This window comes from Rathayibacter sp. AY2B3 (genome assembly GCF_002931755.1).
In the GTDB taxonomy this organism is placed as follows: domain Bacteria; phylum Actinomycetota; class Actinomycetes; order Actinomycetales; family Microbacteriaceae; genus Rathayibacter.
The window spans coordinates 1-15,181 of sequence record NZ_PSUG01000069.1 but is presented as its reverse complement, the minus strand read 5'-3'; the positions used below and the strand labels follow the sequence as shown (position 1 = coordinate 15,181).

Here is a 15,181-nt window from a genome sequence, read left to right as displayed (position 1 = left end):
AGCGGCACGCGCGTCTCGCTCCTGATCGCCGTGATCGCCTTCGCGATCGACGTGGTCATCGGCATGACCTACGGCCTCGTCTCGGGCTACTTCGGCGGCCGCACCGACTCGGCGATGCAGCGCGTGGTCGAGGTGCTCTCCGGCATCCCGCAGCTGGTGATCGTGACGCTCTTCGTGGTCGCCGTCGGGCCGGGCATCGGCGCGATCGTCTTCGGCCTGCTGCTGAGCAACTGGCTCGCGATGAGCCGCGTCAGCCGCGCGCAGGCGCTGCGCCAGAAGACGGAGGAGTACGTGCTCGCCTCGCGCACCCTCGGAGCGCGGGACAGCCGGATCGTGTTCGTCGAGATCCTCCCGAACATCATCGGCCCGATCGTGACGATGAGCATGTTCTCGATCCCGTCGGCGATCTTCACCGAGTCGTACCTGTCGTTCGTGGGCCTGGGCGTCCAGGCGCCGATGGCCTCGCTCGGCTCGCTCGTCAGCGTCGGCTACAAGTCGTTCCTCTCCTATCCGTTCCTCGTGATCGTCCCCGTGGTCGTGCTGGGCCTGCTCATGGTGGCGTTCACGCTCGTCGCCGACGGGCTGAAAGAGGCCACCGATCCGCGACTGTCCCACTCGAGAGGCCACTGACATGACTGAGAGCAGCACGGGCACGACCCGTCAGGACACGGCCGGGCCGGCGCGCGGCAGAGTCCTCCTGTCGGTGCGCGATCTGGCGATCTCGTTCGACAACGAGGGCGGCAGCGTCGAGGCGATCCGCGGACTGGGCTTCGACCTGCACGAGGGCGAGGTGGTCGCGATCGTCGGCGAGTCCGGCAGCGGCAAGTCGGTCACGGCTCGCGCGATCCTCGGCCTGATGGCCCGCAACCAGCGGATCACCGCGGGCAGCATCGAGTTCTCGCACCGGAGCGACGACGGCACGGTGACCACGAAGGACATCGCGGCGATGCCCGAGTCGGCGATCCGCCGCGAGATCTGCGGGCGCCGCATCGCGATGGTGTTCCAGGACGCCCTGACCTGCCTCGACCCGACGATGTCGGTCGGCAAGCAGGTGATGGAGGGGATCCAGGAGCACTTCGGGCTCGGCCGCCGCGAGGCGCGCGCCCGAGCCGTGGAGCTCCTCGGCGAGGTCGGCATCGACGATCCGGAGCGGCGGTTCAAGCAGTACCCCCACCAGCTCTCCGGAGGCATGTGCCAGCGGGTGAACATCGCCATCGCGCTGTCGTGCAACCCGGACGTGCTGATCTGCGACGAGCCGACCACCGCGCTCGACGTGACGATCCAGCTGCGGATCCTCGAGCTGCTGAAGCGCCTGCAGGCGGACCGCGGCCTCTCGGTGATCTTCATCACCCACGACCTCGGCGTCGTCGCGACCGTCGCCGACCACGTCAGCGTGATGTACGCCGGGCGGATCATCGAGCAGGGCACCGCCGAGGAGGTCTTCTACGACCCGCGGCACCCCTACACCTGGGGCCTGCTCTCGGCGATGCCGGACCTGACCACCGACTCCCCCGAGCTGTTCGCCATCCCCGGCAGCCCGGCGAGCCTGGTGAACCGCGCGCCGGGCGACCCCTTCGCTCCGAGGAACCCGTTCGCGCTCGAGATCGACTTCGTCGAGGAGCCGCCGCTGTTCGACGTCGGCGGCGGGCACCGGGTCGCCTCGTGGCTCTGCCACCCCTCCGCTCCCCCGGTCGAGATGCCGGCGCCACTGCGCGCCAAGATCGACGCCATGCTCGCCCCCAGTGAAGGACCGACCCCGTGACCGCACTCGCTCCGACGCCCGACTCCGCGCCCGCCCTGCTCTCGGTGCGCGGCCTCACCCAGGTGTTCCGGCTGGGGCGGCGCCACCACGTGACCGCGATCGGCGGCGTCGACTTCGAGATCCGGCGCGGCGAGACCTTCGGGCTGGTCGGGGAGTCGGGCAGCGGCAAGTCCACGATCGGCCGATCGATCATCCGGCTGATCGACCCGACCGACGGCCAGGTGGTGCTCGCGGGCCGCACGATCAGCGGCCGGCTCGACGCCGCCCAGCGCGACCACCTGCGCTCCAGCATCCAGATGATCTTCCAGAACCCGATGTCGAGCCTCAACCCGCGCAAGACCGTCTTCGACATCGTCGCGCAGGGACTCACGACCCAGCGCCGGTACTCCTCCGCCGCCGAGCGCGACGAGAAGGTCTACGCGATCCTCGAGAAGGTCGGCCTCGACCGCTCCCACGCCGACCGCTACCCGCACCAGTTCTCGGGCGGCCAGCGGCAGCGCATCGGCATCGCCCGCGCACTCGTGATGCAGCCCGACCTCGTGATCGCGGACGAGTGCGTCTCGGCGCTCGACGTCTCGATCCAGGCGCAGGTCGTGAACCTGATGCGCGCACTCCAGGAGGAGCTCGGCACCGCGTACCTCTTCATCGCCCACGACCTCGCGATGGTGAAGTACATCTCGGACCGCATCGGCGTCATGCACAAGGGCCACCTGGTCGAGACGGGCACGACCGCCGAGATCTTCTCCGGACCCGTGCACCCGTACACCCGCTCGCTGCTGCGCGCCGTGCTCTCGGCGGACCCGCGCGCGATGCGCCGCCGCGCCCCCTCCGAGCCGTACGACCCGGTCGCGCTCGGGATCGACTACTCGGCCGGGAGCGTCCACGAGCTCTCGCCGACCCACCGCGTCCTGGCGACCCCGGAGGAGCTGGCCGCCTGGCGCGCATGACCGGCGCGGTTTGATGGCTTTACTGCGCTTTATTCGATCTGAATAAAGTGCCCTAAAACTCCTAAACTGGTACGTCTGTCGGAGCGGACGGCGTGTGGTCCATCGGATGGGACGTACCGCCGGCAGAAGGACTGGCCGATCATCGGGATCTCAGGCTGGACCTGACGGACGTCCTCGTCGCCGTGGGTGAAGCGGCGGCCGAGCAGGGCGAGGGGATCGTCCTGCTCATCGACGAGGTGGCGCCGGACGTCAGGACTCGTCGGCCTCGAAGCGCAGGGGGAGGTCGGCCACCGGCAGCCCGGAGGCGCGCACGGCGGCCTCGATCGCGGTATGCCCGCCGTCGGGCGCGACGATCCGCAGGCCGTCCTCGGTCGCCCAGTAAGCGGTGACGCCGTGCTCCTCGACGAGGGTCGTGAGCAGCGCAGCGGTCCGCTCCTGCTCGCCGGGACCGACGGTGATCGCGGTCCACGGGCCGGAGATCTCGACGGGGGCGCCCCGGTCCGCGCCCGCAGCGTCCCGCAGGTCCTCCGCCGCCCGGACGATCGGGAGCAGCGCGGGCAGCCCGCCGGAGACGTCCTCGAAGGCGTCGAGGGCGAAGGCCCCCTCACGGAGCGACGCGTGCAGCTCCAGACCGCGGCCGAATCCGTCGATCCGCTCGAGCAGGGCCGTCGCGTCGACAGCGGGAGCGGGGCACGCGGCGGTCGGCTCCTCCGCGCCCGCGAAGGAGAGGGCGTTCCCGCCTGCCGACGTCGCCCGGAACGACCACAGCACCGGATCCGCGTACTCGGTCGCGCAGGCGGTCGCGAGGGCGTCGGCGAGAGCCGGCTCCTCGACCGCGACCCCGACCCACGAGGTCGGCGGGCCGAACGCGGGCGCCTCGACCCAGCGCTCGGCGCCGTCGAGGGAGACTCCGGGCACTGCGGCGACCTCGCTCGTCAGACGGTCGAAGCCGGGGTCGGGCCGCGCGAAGTGCGTCTCGTCGATCGTCCAGACGAGGAGCGTCAGCCCGCCGGCGGCGAGGGCCGCGGCGAGGACGCCGGCGATGGGGAGGAGGAGACGACGGGACATACCGCCATCCTCGCTCCCCTCCCCCGCGGCGTCACGTGGACATCGGGCGAACGGACGGTGCGCCGGCGACGGCGGCTCCGGCCCGCGCCGCTGCTTCCTGGAGGGACCGTCCCGTCCACCCGCCCGGTCCGCGTCCGACTGCTCCCGCTCCGGCACAAGGCCCAGCGCGCGGGCCGCCGTGTCCGCTTGACTGGGGGCGACGCGCCGACCCTCGGCGCACCCGGGAGGCGACATGGCGAACCACCGTTTCGAGCTGCGGTCCGGCCGCGGGATGGGCGTCTCGGCGGCGGGCGATCCCGTCGCCGACCGGCTGGTGGTGTTCTGCCACCCCACCCCCGGAGCGGGCGGATTCGACCCCGACCCGACCGTCACCGGCCCATGGGGCCTGCACCTGCTGATCCTCGACCGCCCCGGCTACGGCGCCTCGGACCCGGTCGACGCCGCTCACGGCCGCGTCGAGGACCGCGCGGACGACCTCGCCGAGTACCTGCGCCGCTCGGAGCGCACGGCCCGCATGGTCGAGGGCGCCCGCTTCGGCAGCGTCGGCGTGGTCGGCTGGGGCTCCGGCGGCGCGTTCGCGCTCTCGCTCGCGGCCCGGCACCCCGACCTCGTCGACCGCCTCGCGCTGGTCGGCACCCCCGCGCCCCCGCAGGCCGGCGTGATCGTGCACCCCACCGGCGCGTGGGAGCGGCGCGAGACTCTGCGCGGGGAGGACGCCGACACGATCGCCGCCGCCCTCCCGCAGACGCAGCCGGGCCTGGACGCGCTCGGGATCGACTCCGACGACCCGGTGCTCGCCACCCACGGCGGACTGCGCAACCGGCTGGAGCGGATGCTCGCCGAGGGCTGGCGGCAGGGACCGAGCGGCGCCGCGACCGACCTCGCGGCCCTCCGCGACGGCTCCTGGGCCGACGACCTCGACCGGGTGACGGCCGAGACGCTCCTGGTCCACGGCGATGCGGATCCGGTGGCGAGCGCCGAGGACGGCCGCTGGTACCGCGGCCGCCTCGCCCAGGCCCGCACCGTGACGGTCGACGGAGCCGGCCGGCTGGCGCTGGTGCGCGAGTGGCGCCGGATCCTCGACCACGTCGCTCCGCTCGAGCGCGGGGCGGAGGGCCGATGAGCCGCCTGGGCGCGGGCCCCCTCGTGCTCGTGTCGGCGATGGCGGTCTCGGGAGTCGTCCACCTGGTGCATCCGCGGACCTTCGACGCGGTGGTCCCGCGCGGGATGCCGGGCTCGGCGCGCGCCTGGGTCCTCGTCTCGGGAGCGGCGGAGCTGGCCTGTGCGGCCGCGACGCTGCATCCGCGGACCCGCGCGGCCGGCGGTCTCGCCTCCGCCGCCCTGATGGCCGCTGTGTTCCCCGGCAACGTGCAGATGGCGCGGGACGCCCGTCGGCCGCGGACCCGGGCGATCACGCTGCTGCGCCTCCCGCTCCAGATCCCGCTCGTGCTCTGGGGGCTCCAGGCGGCACGCAGCCGCTGACGCAAGCCCGCGCGGGCGCGGATCGCCCGCTGCTACCGTCCAGGCATGACCGACCAGAGCGCGGACGACCGCCACGACCAGTTGACCAGCGCCCCGAAGGCGACGGAGGCCGACGCGGCCCCGCGCATCGAGGTCTCGACCACCGAGGCCGGCGACACCCGCATCGACATCCGCGAGGACGCCGCCGTGCGTCCGGGCCGGGTCGACGAGAACGGCGACGAGCTCGACGAGAACCGCGACGATGCCTGAGCGCCGCCGTGCCGCCGTCGTCTACAACCCGGTCAAGGTCGACCTGGAGTCCGTGAAGGCGGCCGTGAAGCGCGCCGAGGAGGCCGCCGGCTGGGAGGAGACGCTCTGGTACGAGACCTCCGTCGAGGACCCCGGAGCCGGCCAGACGAAGGAGGCCCTCGCCGCGGGCGCCGACGTCGTGATCGCGGCCGGCGGCGACGGGACGGTCCGCGTCGTGGCGGAGGCCCTCCGCGGCTCCGACGCGTCGCTCGCGCTGCTGCCCTCCGGCACGGGCAACCTGCTCGCCCGCAACCTGAACCTCACGCTCGACGACATCGACAACGCCCTCACCGTCGCGTTCTCCGGTCGGGACCGCGCGATCGACGTCGGGATGATCGACATCGAGACGTCGACGGGCCGCGACCGCCACGCCTACGTCGTGATGGCGGGCCTCGGGATCGACGCGAAGATGCTCGCCAACACCGACGACGACCTCAAGAAGCGCGCCGGCTGGCTCGCGTACGTGGACGCGCTCCGGAAGGCGCTCCTCGACAAGAACCAGCTCGAGTTCCGCTACCGCCTCGACGACTCGAAGACCCGCAAGGTGCGCGCGCACACGATCATCGTGGGCAACTGCGGCGCCCTGCCCGCGAACATCCTCCTTCTGCCGGACGCGGCCGTCGACGACGGCGAGTTCGACATCGTGCTGCTGCGCCCCGAGGGCTTCTTCGGCTGGGTGCAGATCATCTTCAAGGTGGTGTGGGAGAACGGCGTGCTCCGCCGCAGCGGCGTCGTCGGCAAGAAGCTGATGGGCCTGACGAAGGAGGTGTCGGCCCTGCGGTACGTGAAGGGCCGCGACCTCACGGTCCGCCTCGAGCACGCGCAGGAGATCGAGCTCGACGGCGATCCGTTCGGCTCGACCTCGGCGTTCCGCACCTGGATCGAGCCCGGCGGGCTGACGGTGCGCGTCCCGGCCTAGCGCCGACGGAGGACCGGGCCGCTCCGCCCGGTCCGCCTCCCGCCGGGAGAGAGGATCGTCATCCCTCCCGGCGGAGGCGTCTGCTCCGAGCAGGGCGGTGCAGTGCGGCTTCGGGTACCGCACCCCATGCACCTGCATGAACACGGCGACTGTAGTGCGGAATCCGTCGCCGCCGCAACGATCCGGGCGGCTCCGACCGCTCGAACGGGTAATTCCACCGTGCGATGGTCCGTCACCACGACGGATTCCGCAGCTCGTCCGCGACGAGGCGCACGGGATCGGCCGTCCCTCGGCCGACGGTGCTTCTCCCCGGCACGGCGCCGACACGCGCACGAAACGCCCGCCCGCTACCGTGCGGACATGACATTCCGTGCGTCAGCCGCGCTCTGCGCGCTCGTGGCCTCCTCCCTCCTCCTCGCACCCGCCGCCATCGCCTCCCCCGCCGCCCGCGCGGGCGCCGTCGACGGGGGCACCAGCGCCGGCGATCCGTACTTCCCCGGCCTCGGCAGCAGCGGCTTCGACGCCCTCACCTACAGCCTCGTCCTGACGTACGACCCGGCGACCCGGGCCCTCGGCGGCCGGGCCGTGGTGACGCTCGCGCCCCAGAAGGACCTGCGCTCCCTCTCCTTCGACCTGACCGGCCTCACCGTCTCGAAGGTCACCGTCAACGCCGGGGGCGCCCGGTTCTCGCAGTCGGGGGACGAGCTGACCGTCACGCCCGCCCGGACCCTCCGGAAGGGCCTTCCCGCGCTGGTGAGCATCGACTACGCCGGGACCACCGGGAATCCCGTCGACGGCACCGGTGCCCCCTTCGGCTGGTGGTCGACGGACGACGGCGCCCTGGTCGCCAGCGAGCCGGACGGCGCCTCGACCTGGTACCCCGTCAACGACTCTCCCGCCGACAAGGCGCGCTACACCTTCAGCATCACGGTCCCGGAGGGCCGGACGGTGGTCGCGAACGGCCTGCCGATCGGCTCCCCCACCACGTCGAAGGGCTGGACGACCTCGCGCTGGGTCGAGACCAGCCCGATGGCGAGCTATCTCGCCATGGTGAACATCGGCGACTACGACCTGGTCCGCTCCACCCAGGGCGGCGTGACGACGATCGACGCGATCGACCGGGACATCACCGGCGACACCCGCGCCCGCACCGAGGCGGCGCTCGCGAAGCAGGGCGCGATCATCGACTACTTCTCCTCGGTCTTCGGCCCGTACCCGTTCCGCTCGGCCGGAGCCGTGGTCGACGACGAGCGGATCGGCTACGCCCTCGAGACCCAGGGACGCTCGTTCTACTCCGGCGGCGCGGACGAGTCGACCGTCGCGCACGAGACCGCGCACCAGTGGTACGGCGACAGCGTCACTCCGGAGACCTGGTCCGACATCTGGCTGAACGAGGGCTTCGCGACCTACGCCGAGTGGCTCTGGGAGGAGCACAGCGGCGGTGCGAGCGTCACCGAGTCCGCCGCCCGGGTCGCCGCCGCTCCCGCCGACGACCCGTTCTGGTCGACCGCCGTCGCCGACCCCGGAGCCGCGGGACTCTTCGACGCGCCCGTCTACGATCGCGGCGGCCTGACGCTCGTCGCCCTCCGCGACCGGATCGGCGCGGACGCGTTCGGCGTGCTGCTGAAGCGCTGGGCCTCCGAGAACCGCTACTCGAACGCGACGACCGCCGACTTCCAGGCCCTGGCCGAGAACGTCTCCGGCTCCGATCTGACGGAGTTCTTCGACACCTGGCTGCGCACGCCGGAGAAGCCCGCCGGTCTCTGACCCCCGGATCGCCGCGGCGCGGCCGGGGTGTCAAGGAGGGACGGCAGGTCGGGCCGAGCCGATACCGTCCCTCCATGGGCTTCTTCGACCGCAACGACTCCTCGACCCGCGCCGCCGCGCCGCAGCCGAGCGCACCCGATCCGCAGCGGCGGGTCTGGAGCGACGGCCTCGGCCGGTTCGCGACCCGCTGCCTCCAGGTGGTCATCGTCCTCCTGCTGGCCTCGGTGCTCGTCTTCGCGATGACGCAGCTCACGCTGGTGCTCATCCCCGTGATGATCGCGCTCATCCTCGCCGCGGCGATCCACCCGGTCCTGTCGTGGATGCGGCGCAAGGGCGTGCCGTCGATCCTCGCGACCTGGCTGGCGCTGATCGGGCTGCTCGCGATCCTCGGCGCGGTCGGCTGGCTGATCACGGTCGCGGTCCGCAACCAGTGGGACGAGCTGGTCAGCAGCGCCTCCGACGGCATCACCTCGCTGCAGGACTACGTGCAGCACCTGCCGTTCCAGATCACCGACGAGCAGATCGAGTCCGCCCGCCAGTCGGTCGTCGACTTCCTCACCTCCAGCTCGTTCGGCAACGGAGCGCTCGCGGGCGTCTCCGCGGCGGCGAACTTCATCACCGGCCTCGTCCTGATGATCGTGGTGCTCTTCTTCTTCATGAAGGACGGCCCGAAGATCTGGGAGTTCCTCCTGCGCCCCTTCACCGGCTCGGGCTACGAGCGCGCCAAGCGCGTCGGGCACAAGACGGTGGACGTGCTGGGCGGCTACGTCCGCGGAACGGCGACCGTCGCGGCGGTCGACGCGATCGGCATCGGCGTCGCGCTGGCGATCATCCAGGTGCCCCTGGCGATCCCGCTGGCCGTCATCGTCTTCCTCACCGCCTTCATCCCGATCGTCGGAGCGACGGCCGCCGGCATCCTCGCCGCTCTCGTCGCGCTGGTCGCCAACGGCCCGGTCGCCGCGCTGATCGTGATCCTGGTCGTCATCGGGGTCAACCAGCTCGAGGGCAACTTCCTCCAGCCGGTCGTGATGGCGCGCTCGCTGAAGCTGCACCCGCTGATCGTGCTGATCGCGCTGACCGTGGGCACCGTCCTCGCCGGCATCGTCGGCGCCGTGCTGGCCGTGCCGATCGCGGCGGTCGTCTGGGGCATCGTCTCGATCTGGAACGGCCCCTCCGACCCCGCCGAGCCCGCGCGGCAGAAGCGCCCCGAGACGGTCTAGGCCCTCGGGCTCGTCGAGCGCGCGTCTAGCGCTCGACGATCCCGTCGCGCAGCGCCTGGCGGCGGAGCGAGATCTTCGTGCCGACGGCGAGCCCCTCCGCCCGGTACTTGCCCCGGGCGCTGCGCAGCGAGCTCCGCGCGGCGTCCTGGGTGATGCCGAGGAGCGTGGCGACCTGCTTCAGCGGCATCCCGTCGACGAAGAGGCGGACGATCTCCCGCTCCCGGTGCGTCAGGGTGCCCGGGCGGTCGGCCCCCAGCAGCTCCCGGGTCTGCGCCGTCAGGAAGCGCTCGTCGCTCGCCGCCGCGCGGATCGCCGCGAGGATCGTCTCCGTCCGCTCGCTCTTGACCACGTAGCCGTGCGCTCCGGCCTCGAGCGCCCGGCTGATCGTGCCCGGCTCGGAGTGGGTGCTGATGATGATCGTGGCGGCGCCGGCGGCCGCGATGATCCGGATCTTCATCGCCAGGTCGAGCTCGTCGCCGAGGTCGATGTCCAGTAGCACCACGTCGGTCGGGAAGGCCGGGTGCGCGAGCAGGTCCGTCCAGGTGCCGGCCGTCGCCGCCACGCGGATGTCCGGGCCCGAGCGGCGGATCCACTCGGCCAGCGCCGCCAGCAGGATCGGGTGGTCGTCGAGGATGGCCAGCGTGATCGCGGGCTGGTCGTTCATGTCGTCGTCCTCCTCCGGGGCCGGTGAGCGACGAGGATTCTCGTCGCGCCGTGGTCGGTCGTCGTGCGGTGCTCGCCGAGCTCGCTGAGGATGCCCCAGACCGAGCGGTCCAGGTCGCGGGCGCGGATGCCCGCGGCGACGAGGGTGAGCTCCACTTCGCCGCCGGCGCCCGCCTCCAGGCGGACGGCCAGCGAGGGCCGGGCCGCCGGGACGGTGAGCAGCCAGAGCACCGAGAGCAGGCGCGAGCGGTCGAGCGGAGGCAGCAGCGCGGCGGCTCCGGCGGGATCGTCCACCGCGACCGCGGAGGACAGCAGCGCCGACTCCTCCACGGCGATGCGCAGCCAGGTGCGGTCGTGGCTGCGGGCGAGCGCCTCCCGGAGCTCGTCTCCCAGCACGCGCGCCCGCTCGCCCAGCTCCTCGTCCAGCGGCACCGGCGTCCGGACCCGCTCGAGGAGCTCCTCGATGCGGGCGTCCACCTGCGAGAACTCGTCGTCCGCGGCGTGGACGGTGCTGTCGGCCAGGCTCCGGTCGAGCGTGCGCCGCACGTACTGGTCGAGCGCGGTCAGCACGACGACGCACACGGCCGCCGGTGCGGTGGCGAGGAGGACGTTGCCCACCGCGAGGGCGGCGCCTCCGTCGCCGAGCAGCGCCTGGCCGACGAGTCCGAGCGCCGCGAGCGCGACCAGGACCACGAGGGCGAGGAACGAGCGCGAGAGCGGCTGGAAGGTGATCAGCGCGATCACGCCCGCGCCCACTCCCACGCAGACCGACGGGTAGTACATCGGAGCCGGAGTCGGCAGCGCGTGGTCGGCGAACTCGAGCAGCAGCGCGACCACGTCGACGCCGAGGACGCCCGCGAAGGCCCAGCGCGGCAGCTCGCCGTGGCGGCGCAGGGCGATCGCTGCCCCCGCCGCGCTGGCGGCGATCACGAGCAGCCAGGAGAGACCGCTCACCCAGGTCGCGGACCGGGCGTCGAGGGACCAGAGGTACGAGATCAGTCCGCGGATGTCGAGCATCACCGCCATGGTGAGGAAGCCCAGCCCGAGGTAGCTCCCGCTCAGGCGATTCGGCCGCGTCAGGCGCTCGCGGATGCTCCACAGCGCTCCGGGGCTCCGGTCCGCCGCGCGGACCAGCTCGAGGAGCGTCCCGTCCTCCGGCCCCTCCTCCTGCCGCCTCCCGCTCACAGCGGCACGCTCGGCAAAGGCACGCTCAGCAGCACGGTCGCGCCGGATCCCGGCGCCGAGAAGACCCGGACCGTGCCGCCCACCGCCTCGACGCGGCCGACGACGGACTCCGCGAGGCCCAGGCGCCCCGGCGGCACCGCGGCCGGATCGAAGCCGCGCCCCTCGTCCGTGACGACGACCCGGAGCGAGCCCGCCTCCTCCGCGACGCTCACATGCGCCACCGCGGCCCCGGAGTGACGGCGCACGTTCTCGAGGCACTCCCCGGTCGCGCGCGCCACGGCGTCGAGCACCTCCGCGCGGATCCGCGGCTGGGCACCGCCGTGCCAGCGCACCTCCACGCCCACCGTCGCCGAGCGCCGACCGACCGCGAGGAGCGGCTCCGGCACCCGTGCATCTCCTTCCGGGTCCGGCTCCTCCGCCGTCTCCACGCCGCGCAGGAGCGCCAGATCGGCGGCCGCCCGGTCGCGCAGCACCGGAGCCGGCACCCCCTCGCCCCGGTGGGCCACGAGCGTCAGTGTCGCCAGGATGGTGTCGTGCATGAGCCGTGCGTCGGCCCGGCGCCGCGACTCGGTCTCGCTGGAGCGGCGCTCGGCGTCGTGGGCCCTCCGGAGACGGGCCGTGCCGACGTGGGCGCGCGCGACGCTGCCCGCGAGCCAGCGGGCGGCCGTCAGCAGCAGGGTCCAGCAGACGACGATCGAGAGGAGGACGAACGGCGCGCGCCCGGACGCCCCCGTCGCCGCCGCCCCGAGGACCAGGACCGGGAGCAGCGCCAGAACCGCGGCCCAGGGCAGGCCCCGCCAGGCGCCGACGGCGAGCATCGCGCACGGCAGCGCCATCGAGGAGAGCATCGTGATTGCGCTCAGGACGGCTCGGAGGGAGCCGTCGACGTCCGGCGAGAGGAACGCGATGAGCGCCGCGACGTCCAGCGCGAGCCCGATGGCGACCGCCCTCGCCCCCGTCTCGACGGACCGGCTGGGCGCGAGCTGCACGAGCGCCGAGAGGACGAGCAGCGCGGCGCTCGGCACCACCGTCAGCAGCTGGGCCGGAGTCAGGGCGAGCAGGTGCAGGGCGGTGGCGGCGGTGAGCACCCCGCCCGCCCGCCGAGCGCAGAGCACGCCGACCTCCCGCTGCTCGCGCAGCAGCACCGCGGCGTCGGCGGGCCGGGGAGGCAGGGGCACGGTGACCTCGGAAGGAGGGGCGGGGGCGGTGACGGGGAGGTGCAGTGCGGTCGGCGGTGGGGATCGGCGCGTTCCGAGTCGTATCGTGGCACACCGCGACCCGCTCCAGCGGGCCTTCCGGCCGTCCTGCGCAGGAGGATCGGCGCTCAGTGTGACGCGGGCGGTCGCGCTCGGGTGCCGTGATCCCGTAGAGTCGAGTCATCTCCTGGGCGATCGCCCGAATTCCACGGCTGAGAAGTCGCACGACGACGAAGAGACTCAGCCCCTGATAGAGACCGCACCGACCGAGAGCATCGTCCTCGGTCGTCCGGTTCGAACGCCCGCCTCGCACGCGGGTACCGCCCTTCACAGGACGCCGCGGAAGCCGCGCCGTTCCTCGTTCGACCCCCGCTCCACCGGCTCACCCGGTGCGCGGGACGTTCTCCCCCGCAGAGCCGCCCTCCCCCGGAGGCGCGAGTTCAGCCCCTAGACGACCCGGACGACTCCGGCAGACGCGTGTTTCACCCGCGGAGGCCGAGTCGAGCGGGTACCGCACACTCGTGCGGACTCTGACGACGCCGGCCCCGGTCGGCGTCATTAACACATAAGGAAAAGAAATGCCTACTGGCACCGTTAAGTGGTTCAACTCCGAAAAGGGCTTCGGCTTCATCGCTCCCGACGACGGAGGCGCCGACGTGTTCGCGCACTTCTCCGCCATCGCGAAGCAGGGCTACCGCGAGCTCGTCGAGAACCAGCACGTCGAGTACGACGTCGAGCAGGGCCGCAAGGGCCCGCAGGCCGCGAACATCCGCGGCGTCGGCGAGTAATCTCCGACTTCCGACGCCCCGTCGACCAGGATCCCCGGATCCGGTCGGCGGGGCGTCCGTCGTTTCCCGGGAGTTCCCGCCGTCGGCCGGCGGAGGCGAGAGGCGGGTCACCCCTCCGGGCCGCAGGATCGGTATCCTCTCCGTGGCGGCTCCCGAGCTCACGGAGCCCGCGACGCCGTCCGGGACTCCGGCGCGTCGGCACGACTTCACGGCGGAGACAATGGGACGACTGATCTACGGACCGCAATCACTCGAGATCGACTTCGAGGACCGGCTCCTCGCGCACCTCAAGGTCGCGATGTTCACCAAGATGAGGCGGAACGAGTCGTTCAGCCTGTCCTGGAGCGAGCCGGAGTCGTCCGGCTACGGCCGCAGCTCCGTCTGGGTGCATCCGACGACACCGCTGCATTTCCGGTTCCACGGCAGCAAGCGCCCATCACTGAACCGCCTGTGGATCGAGCAGTTCATCGCGAGCGCGAACAACACCGGCGAGATGACCGTGGTGCCGGAGCCCGCCGAGGGCTCCTGAGCCGCGATGCTCCTCAGACCACGAGCGGCCGGGCCGTGTGCACGAGCTCCTCGTGCGGCAGGGCTCGGAGGCGCTCGGCGATCTCGGCACGGGCGCCCGCGTCGACCGACGCCCGGGCGTGCTCCTGCGGCCGCAGCGGCGTGAGGGTGACCAGGTCGGCGTGACCGGTCGCCAGGTCGAGCCGCTCCGGCAGGCCGGGGCTGCGCAGGCCCAGGAGGACGCCGACGGTGCCCTGCTCGTCGGTCCAGGCCGGCGGCGCCGAGACGTTCGCGAGCCGCGCCGTGTCGAGGGAGCTGCGGCAGCACACTCCCTGGAGGGCGGCCCGTCGGGCGGCCTCGTACAGCAGGCGGAAGTGCCAGTGGTTCCAGAGCTCAGCGGTGGGGACGCCGCGGACGGCGGACGTCTCGAGGCACAGCTCGAGGCCGAGACCCGTGCCGGGGTGCGCGAGCCGGTCGAAGGGATCGCTCAGCCCGTCGGTCGCGAGCACCACGGAGGCGCCGCGGTCGACGCGCAGGAACGCACGGTGATCGGTGGGCCAGCGCGCGCCGCCGCGGACACCGGGATCCTCGGTCGAGACGACGACGGTGCGATCGAGCGCACCCACTCCACGCCAGGCGTCGGCCCGGTCCTCCGCCACCGCCTCGGCCAGTGCCCGTCTCTCGTCCTCGGTCCATCGGACCTCACGAGTGCGGTTCAGGAACAACGACATGGGACTCCCCGTCCGCGCGACCGGCGTGCCGCGCTCCCGGAACGCTACGGCGCCCACCCCTGCTCCTCCTCCGAGCAACCGGGACGCCAGCTGTGTGCTGTGTTCGTTTGCGCGGCGGTCCCCGCCCGCCGCGGCGCGGTCGGCTTCCGAAGACGGCCGGGCAGGTGGAGCGTGTCGCGTCCGGCTACGCCGAAACGCTGGAACGCGTTTCGACGGTTCGCCTCGCGGCTGCGTTCGTTTGCGCGGCGGTCCCCGCCCGCCGCTGCGCGGTCGGCTCTCGCAGACGGCCGGGCAGGTGGAGCGTGTCGCGTCCGGCTACGCCGAAACGCTGCAACGCGTTTCGACGGTTCGCCTCGCGGCTGCGGTCGTTTGCGCGGCGGTCCCCGCCCGCCGCGGCGCGGTCGGCTCTCGCAGACGGCCGGGCAGGCGGAGCGTGTCGCGTCCGGCTACGCCGAAACGCTGCAACGCGTTTCGACGGTTCGCCTCGCGGCGGCGGTCGTTTGCGCGGCGGTCCCCGCCCGCCGCGGCGCGGTCGGCTCTCGCAGACGGCCGGGCAGGCGGAGCGTGTCGCGTCCGGCTGTGCTCGTTCCCGCGGCGGTCCCCGCCCGCCGCGGCGCGGTCGGCTTCCGAAGACGGCCGGGCAGGTGGAGCGTGTCGC

16 protein-coding genes are annotated in these 15,181 nt (G+C 72.9%); 11 read left to right on the top strand and 5 right to left on the bottom strand.

What is annotated here, in order from left to right; genetic code table 11:
- The 3 genes from C5C24_RS16670 to C5C24_RS16660 all read left to right on the top strand — a co-directional run.
- Positions 1-630 (top strand): ABC transporter permease (locus C5C24_RS16670; protein WP_146082657.1); only part of this gene is annotated, 630 nt, incomplete at its 5' end.
- A 1-nt stretch (position 631) separates the two neighbouring features.
- Positions 632-1,762 carry an ABC transporter ATP-binding protein gene (locus C5C24_RS16665; protein WP_104276280.1) on the top strand — a complete coding sequence of 377 codons (1,131 nt, stop codon included), beginning with the start codon at positions 632-634 and terminating at the stop codon, positions 1,760-1,762.
- A complete protein-coding gene (locus C5C24_RS16660) occupies positions 1,759-2,709 on the top strand; it encodes an ABC transporter ATP-binding protein (RefSeq protein ID WP_104249941.1) in 951 nt (316 codons plus the stop codon). Before C5C24_RS16665 ends, C5C24_RS16660 begins: the two co-directional genes overlap by 4 nt.
- A 249-nt stretch (positions 2,710-2,958) precedes the next feature.
- Here C5C24_RS16660 and C5C24_RS16650 read toward each other — a convergent pair whose 3' ends face one another.
- Entirely contained in the window at positions 2,959-3,777 is an 819-nt protein-coding gene (locus C5C24_RS16650; RefSeq protein WP_104305499.1) for a hypothetical protein, read from the bottom strand.
- Between the two features lie 232 nt (positions 3,778-4,009).
- Here C5C24_RS16650 and C5C24_RS16645 point away from each other — a divergent pair, with 232 nt between their 5' ends.
- The 6 genes from C5C24_RS16645 to C5C24_RS16620 all read left to right on the top strand — a co-directional run bounded on the left by C5C24_RS16645 (position 4,010) and on the right by C5C24_RS16620 (position 9,453).
- Complete coding sequence (locus tag C5C24_RS16645; RefSeq protein ID WP_104276282.1) at positions 4,010-4,900, top strand: alpha/beta fold hydrolase; 891 nt, start codon at positions 4,010-4,012, stop codon at positions 4,898-4,900.
- Complete coding sequence (locus C5C24_RS16640; RefSeq protein WP_104276283.1) at positions 4,897-5,259, top strand: hypothetical protein; 363 nt, start codon at positions 4,897-4,899, stop codon at positions 5,257-5,259. The genes C5C24_RS16645 and C5C24_RS16640 overlap by 4 nt, the downstream gene beginning before the upstream one ends.
- A 45-nt stretch (positions 5,260-5,304) precedes the next feature.
- Positions 5,305-5,508: a multidrug transporter gene (locus tag C5C24_RS16635; RefSeq protein WP_104276284.1), complete on the top strand. Its 204-nt coding sequence runs from the start codon at positions 5,305-5,307 to the stop codon at positions 5,506-5,508.
- A complete protein-coding gene (locus C5C24_RS16630) occupies positions 5,501-6,466 on the top strand; it encodes a diacylglycerol kinase family protein (RefSeq protein WP_104276285.1) in 966 nt (321 codons plus the stop codon). The genes C5C24_RS16635 and C5C24_RS16630 overlap by 8 nt, the downstream gene beginning before the upstream one ends.
- A 360-nt stretch (positions 6,467-6,826) precedes the next feature.
- Positions 6,827-8,233, top strand: a complete 1,407-nt coding sequence (locus C5C24_RS16625) for a M1 family metallopeptidase (protein WP_181110005.1) — start codon at positions 6,827-6,829, stop codon at positions 8,231-8,233.
- 74 nt (positions 8,234-8,307) lie between these two features.
- Complete coding sequence (locus C5C24_RS16620) at positions 8,308-9,453, top strand: AI-2E family transporter (RefSeq protein ID WP_104276287.1); 1,146 nt, start codon at positions 8,308-8,310, stop codon at positions 9,451-9,453.
- Positions 9,454-9,478: 25 nt separating this feature from the next.
- Here the strand turns inward: C5C24_RS16620 and C5C24_RS16615 are convergent, their stop codons facing one another.
- From C5C24_RS16615 to C5C24_RS16605, 3 genes are read right to left on the bottom strand one after another with little or no spacing between them, the layout of a single operon-like run.
- Entirely contained in the window at positions 9,479-10,117 is a 639-nt protein-coding gene (locus C5C24_RS16615) for a response regulator transcription factor (protein ID WP_104276288.1), read from the bottom strand.
- Entirely contained in the window at positions 10,114-11,301 is a 1,188-nt protein-coding gene (locus C5C24_RS18125; RefSeq protein WP_104281315.1) for a hypothetical protein, read from the bottom strand. Before C5C24_RS18125 ends, C5C24_RS16615 begins: the two co-directional genes overlap by 4 nt.
- Positions 11,298-12,479 carry a sensor histidine kinase gene (locus tag C5C24_RS16605; protein WP_104305497.1) on the bottom strand — a complete coding sequence of 394 codons (1,182 nt, stop codon included), beginning with the start codon at positions 12,477-12,479 and terminating at the stop codon, positions 11,298-11,300. Before C5C24_RS16605 ends, C5C24_RS18125 begins: the two co-directional genes overlap by 4 nt.
- 596 nt (positions 12,480-13,075) lie before the next feature.
- Here C5C24_RS16605 and C5C24_RS16600 point away from each other — a divergent pair.
- Positions 13,076-13,285, top strand: coding sequence for a cold-shock protein (locus C5C24_RS16600; RefSeq protein WP_055786246.1), 210 nt, complete (start codon positions 13,076-13,078; stop codon positions 13,283-13,285).
- Between the two features lie 142 nt (positions 13,286-13,427).
- The gene (locus C5C24_RS16595; protein ID WP_258059373.1) at positions 13,428-13,814 is read left to right on the top strand and encodes a hypothetical protein; all 387 of its coding nucleotides are present in this window, start codon (positions 13,428-13,430) and stop codon (positions 13,812-13,814) included.
- A 13-nt stretch (positions 13,815-13,827) separates the two neighbouring features.
- Here C5C24_RS16595 and C5C24_RS16590 read toward each other — a convergent pair whose 3' ends face one another.
- Positions 13,828-14,523: a hypothetical protein gene (locus C5C24_RS16590; protein ID WP_104305496.1), complete on the bottom strand. Its 696-nt coding sequence runs from the start codon at positions 14,521-14,523 to the stop codon at positions 13,828-13,830.
- Between the last annotated feature and the right edge of the window lie 658 nt (positions 14,524-15,181).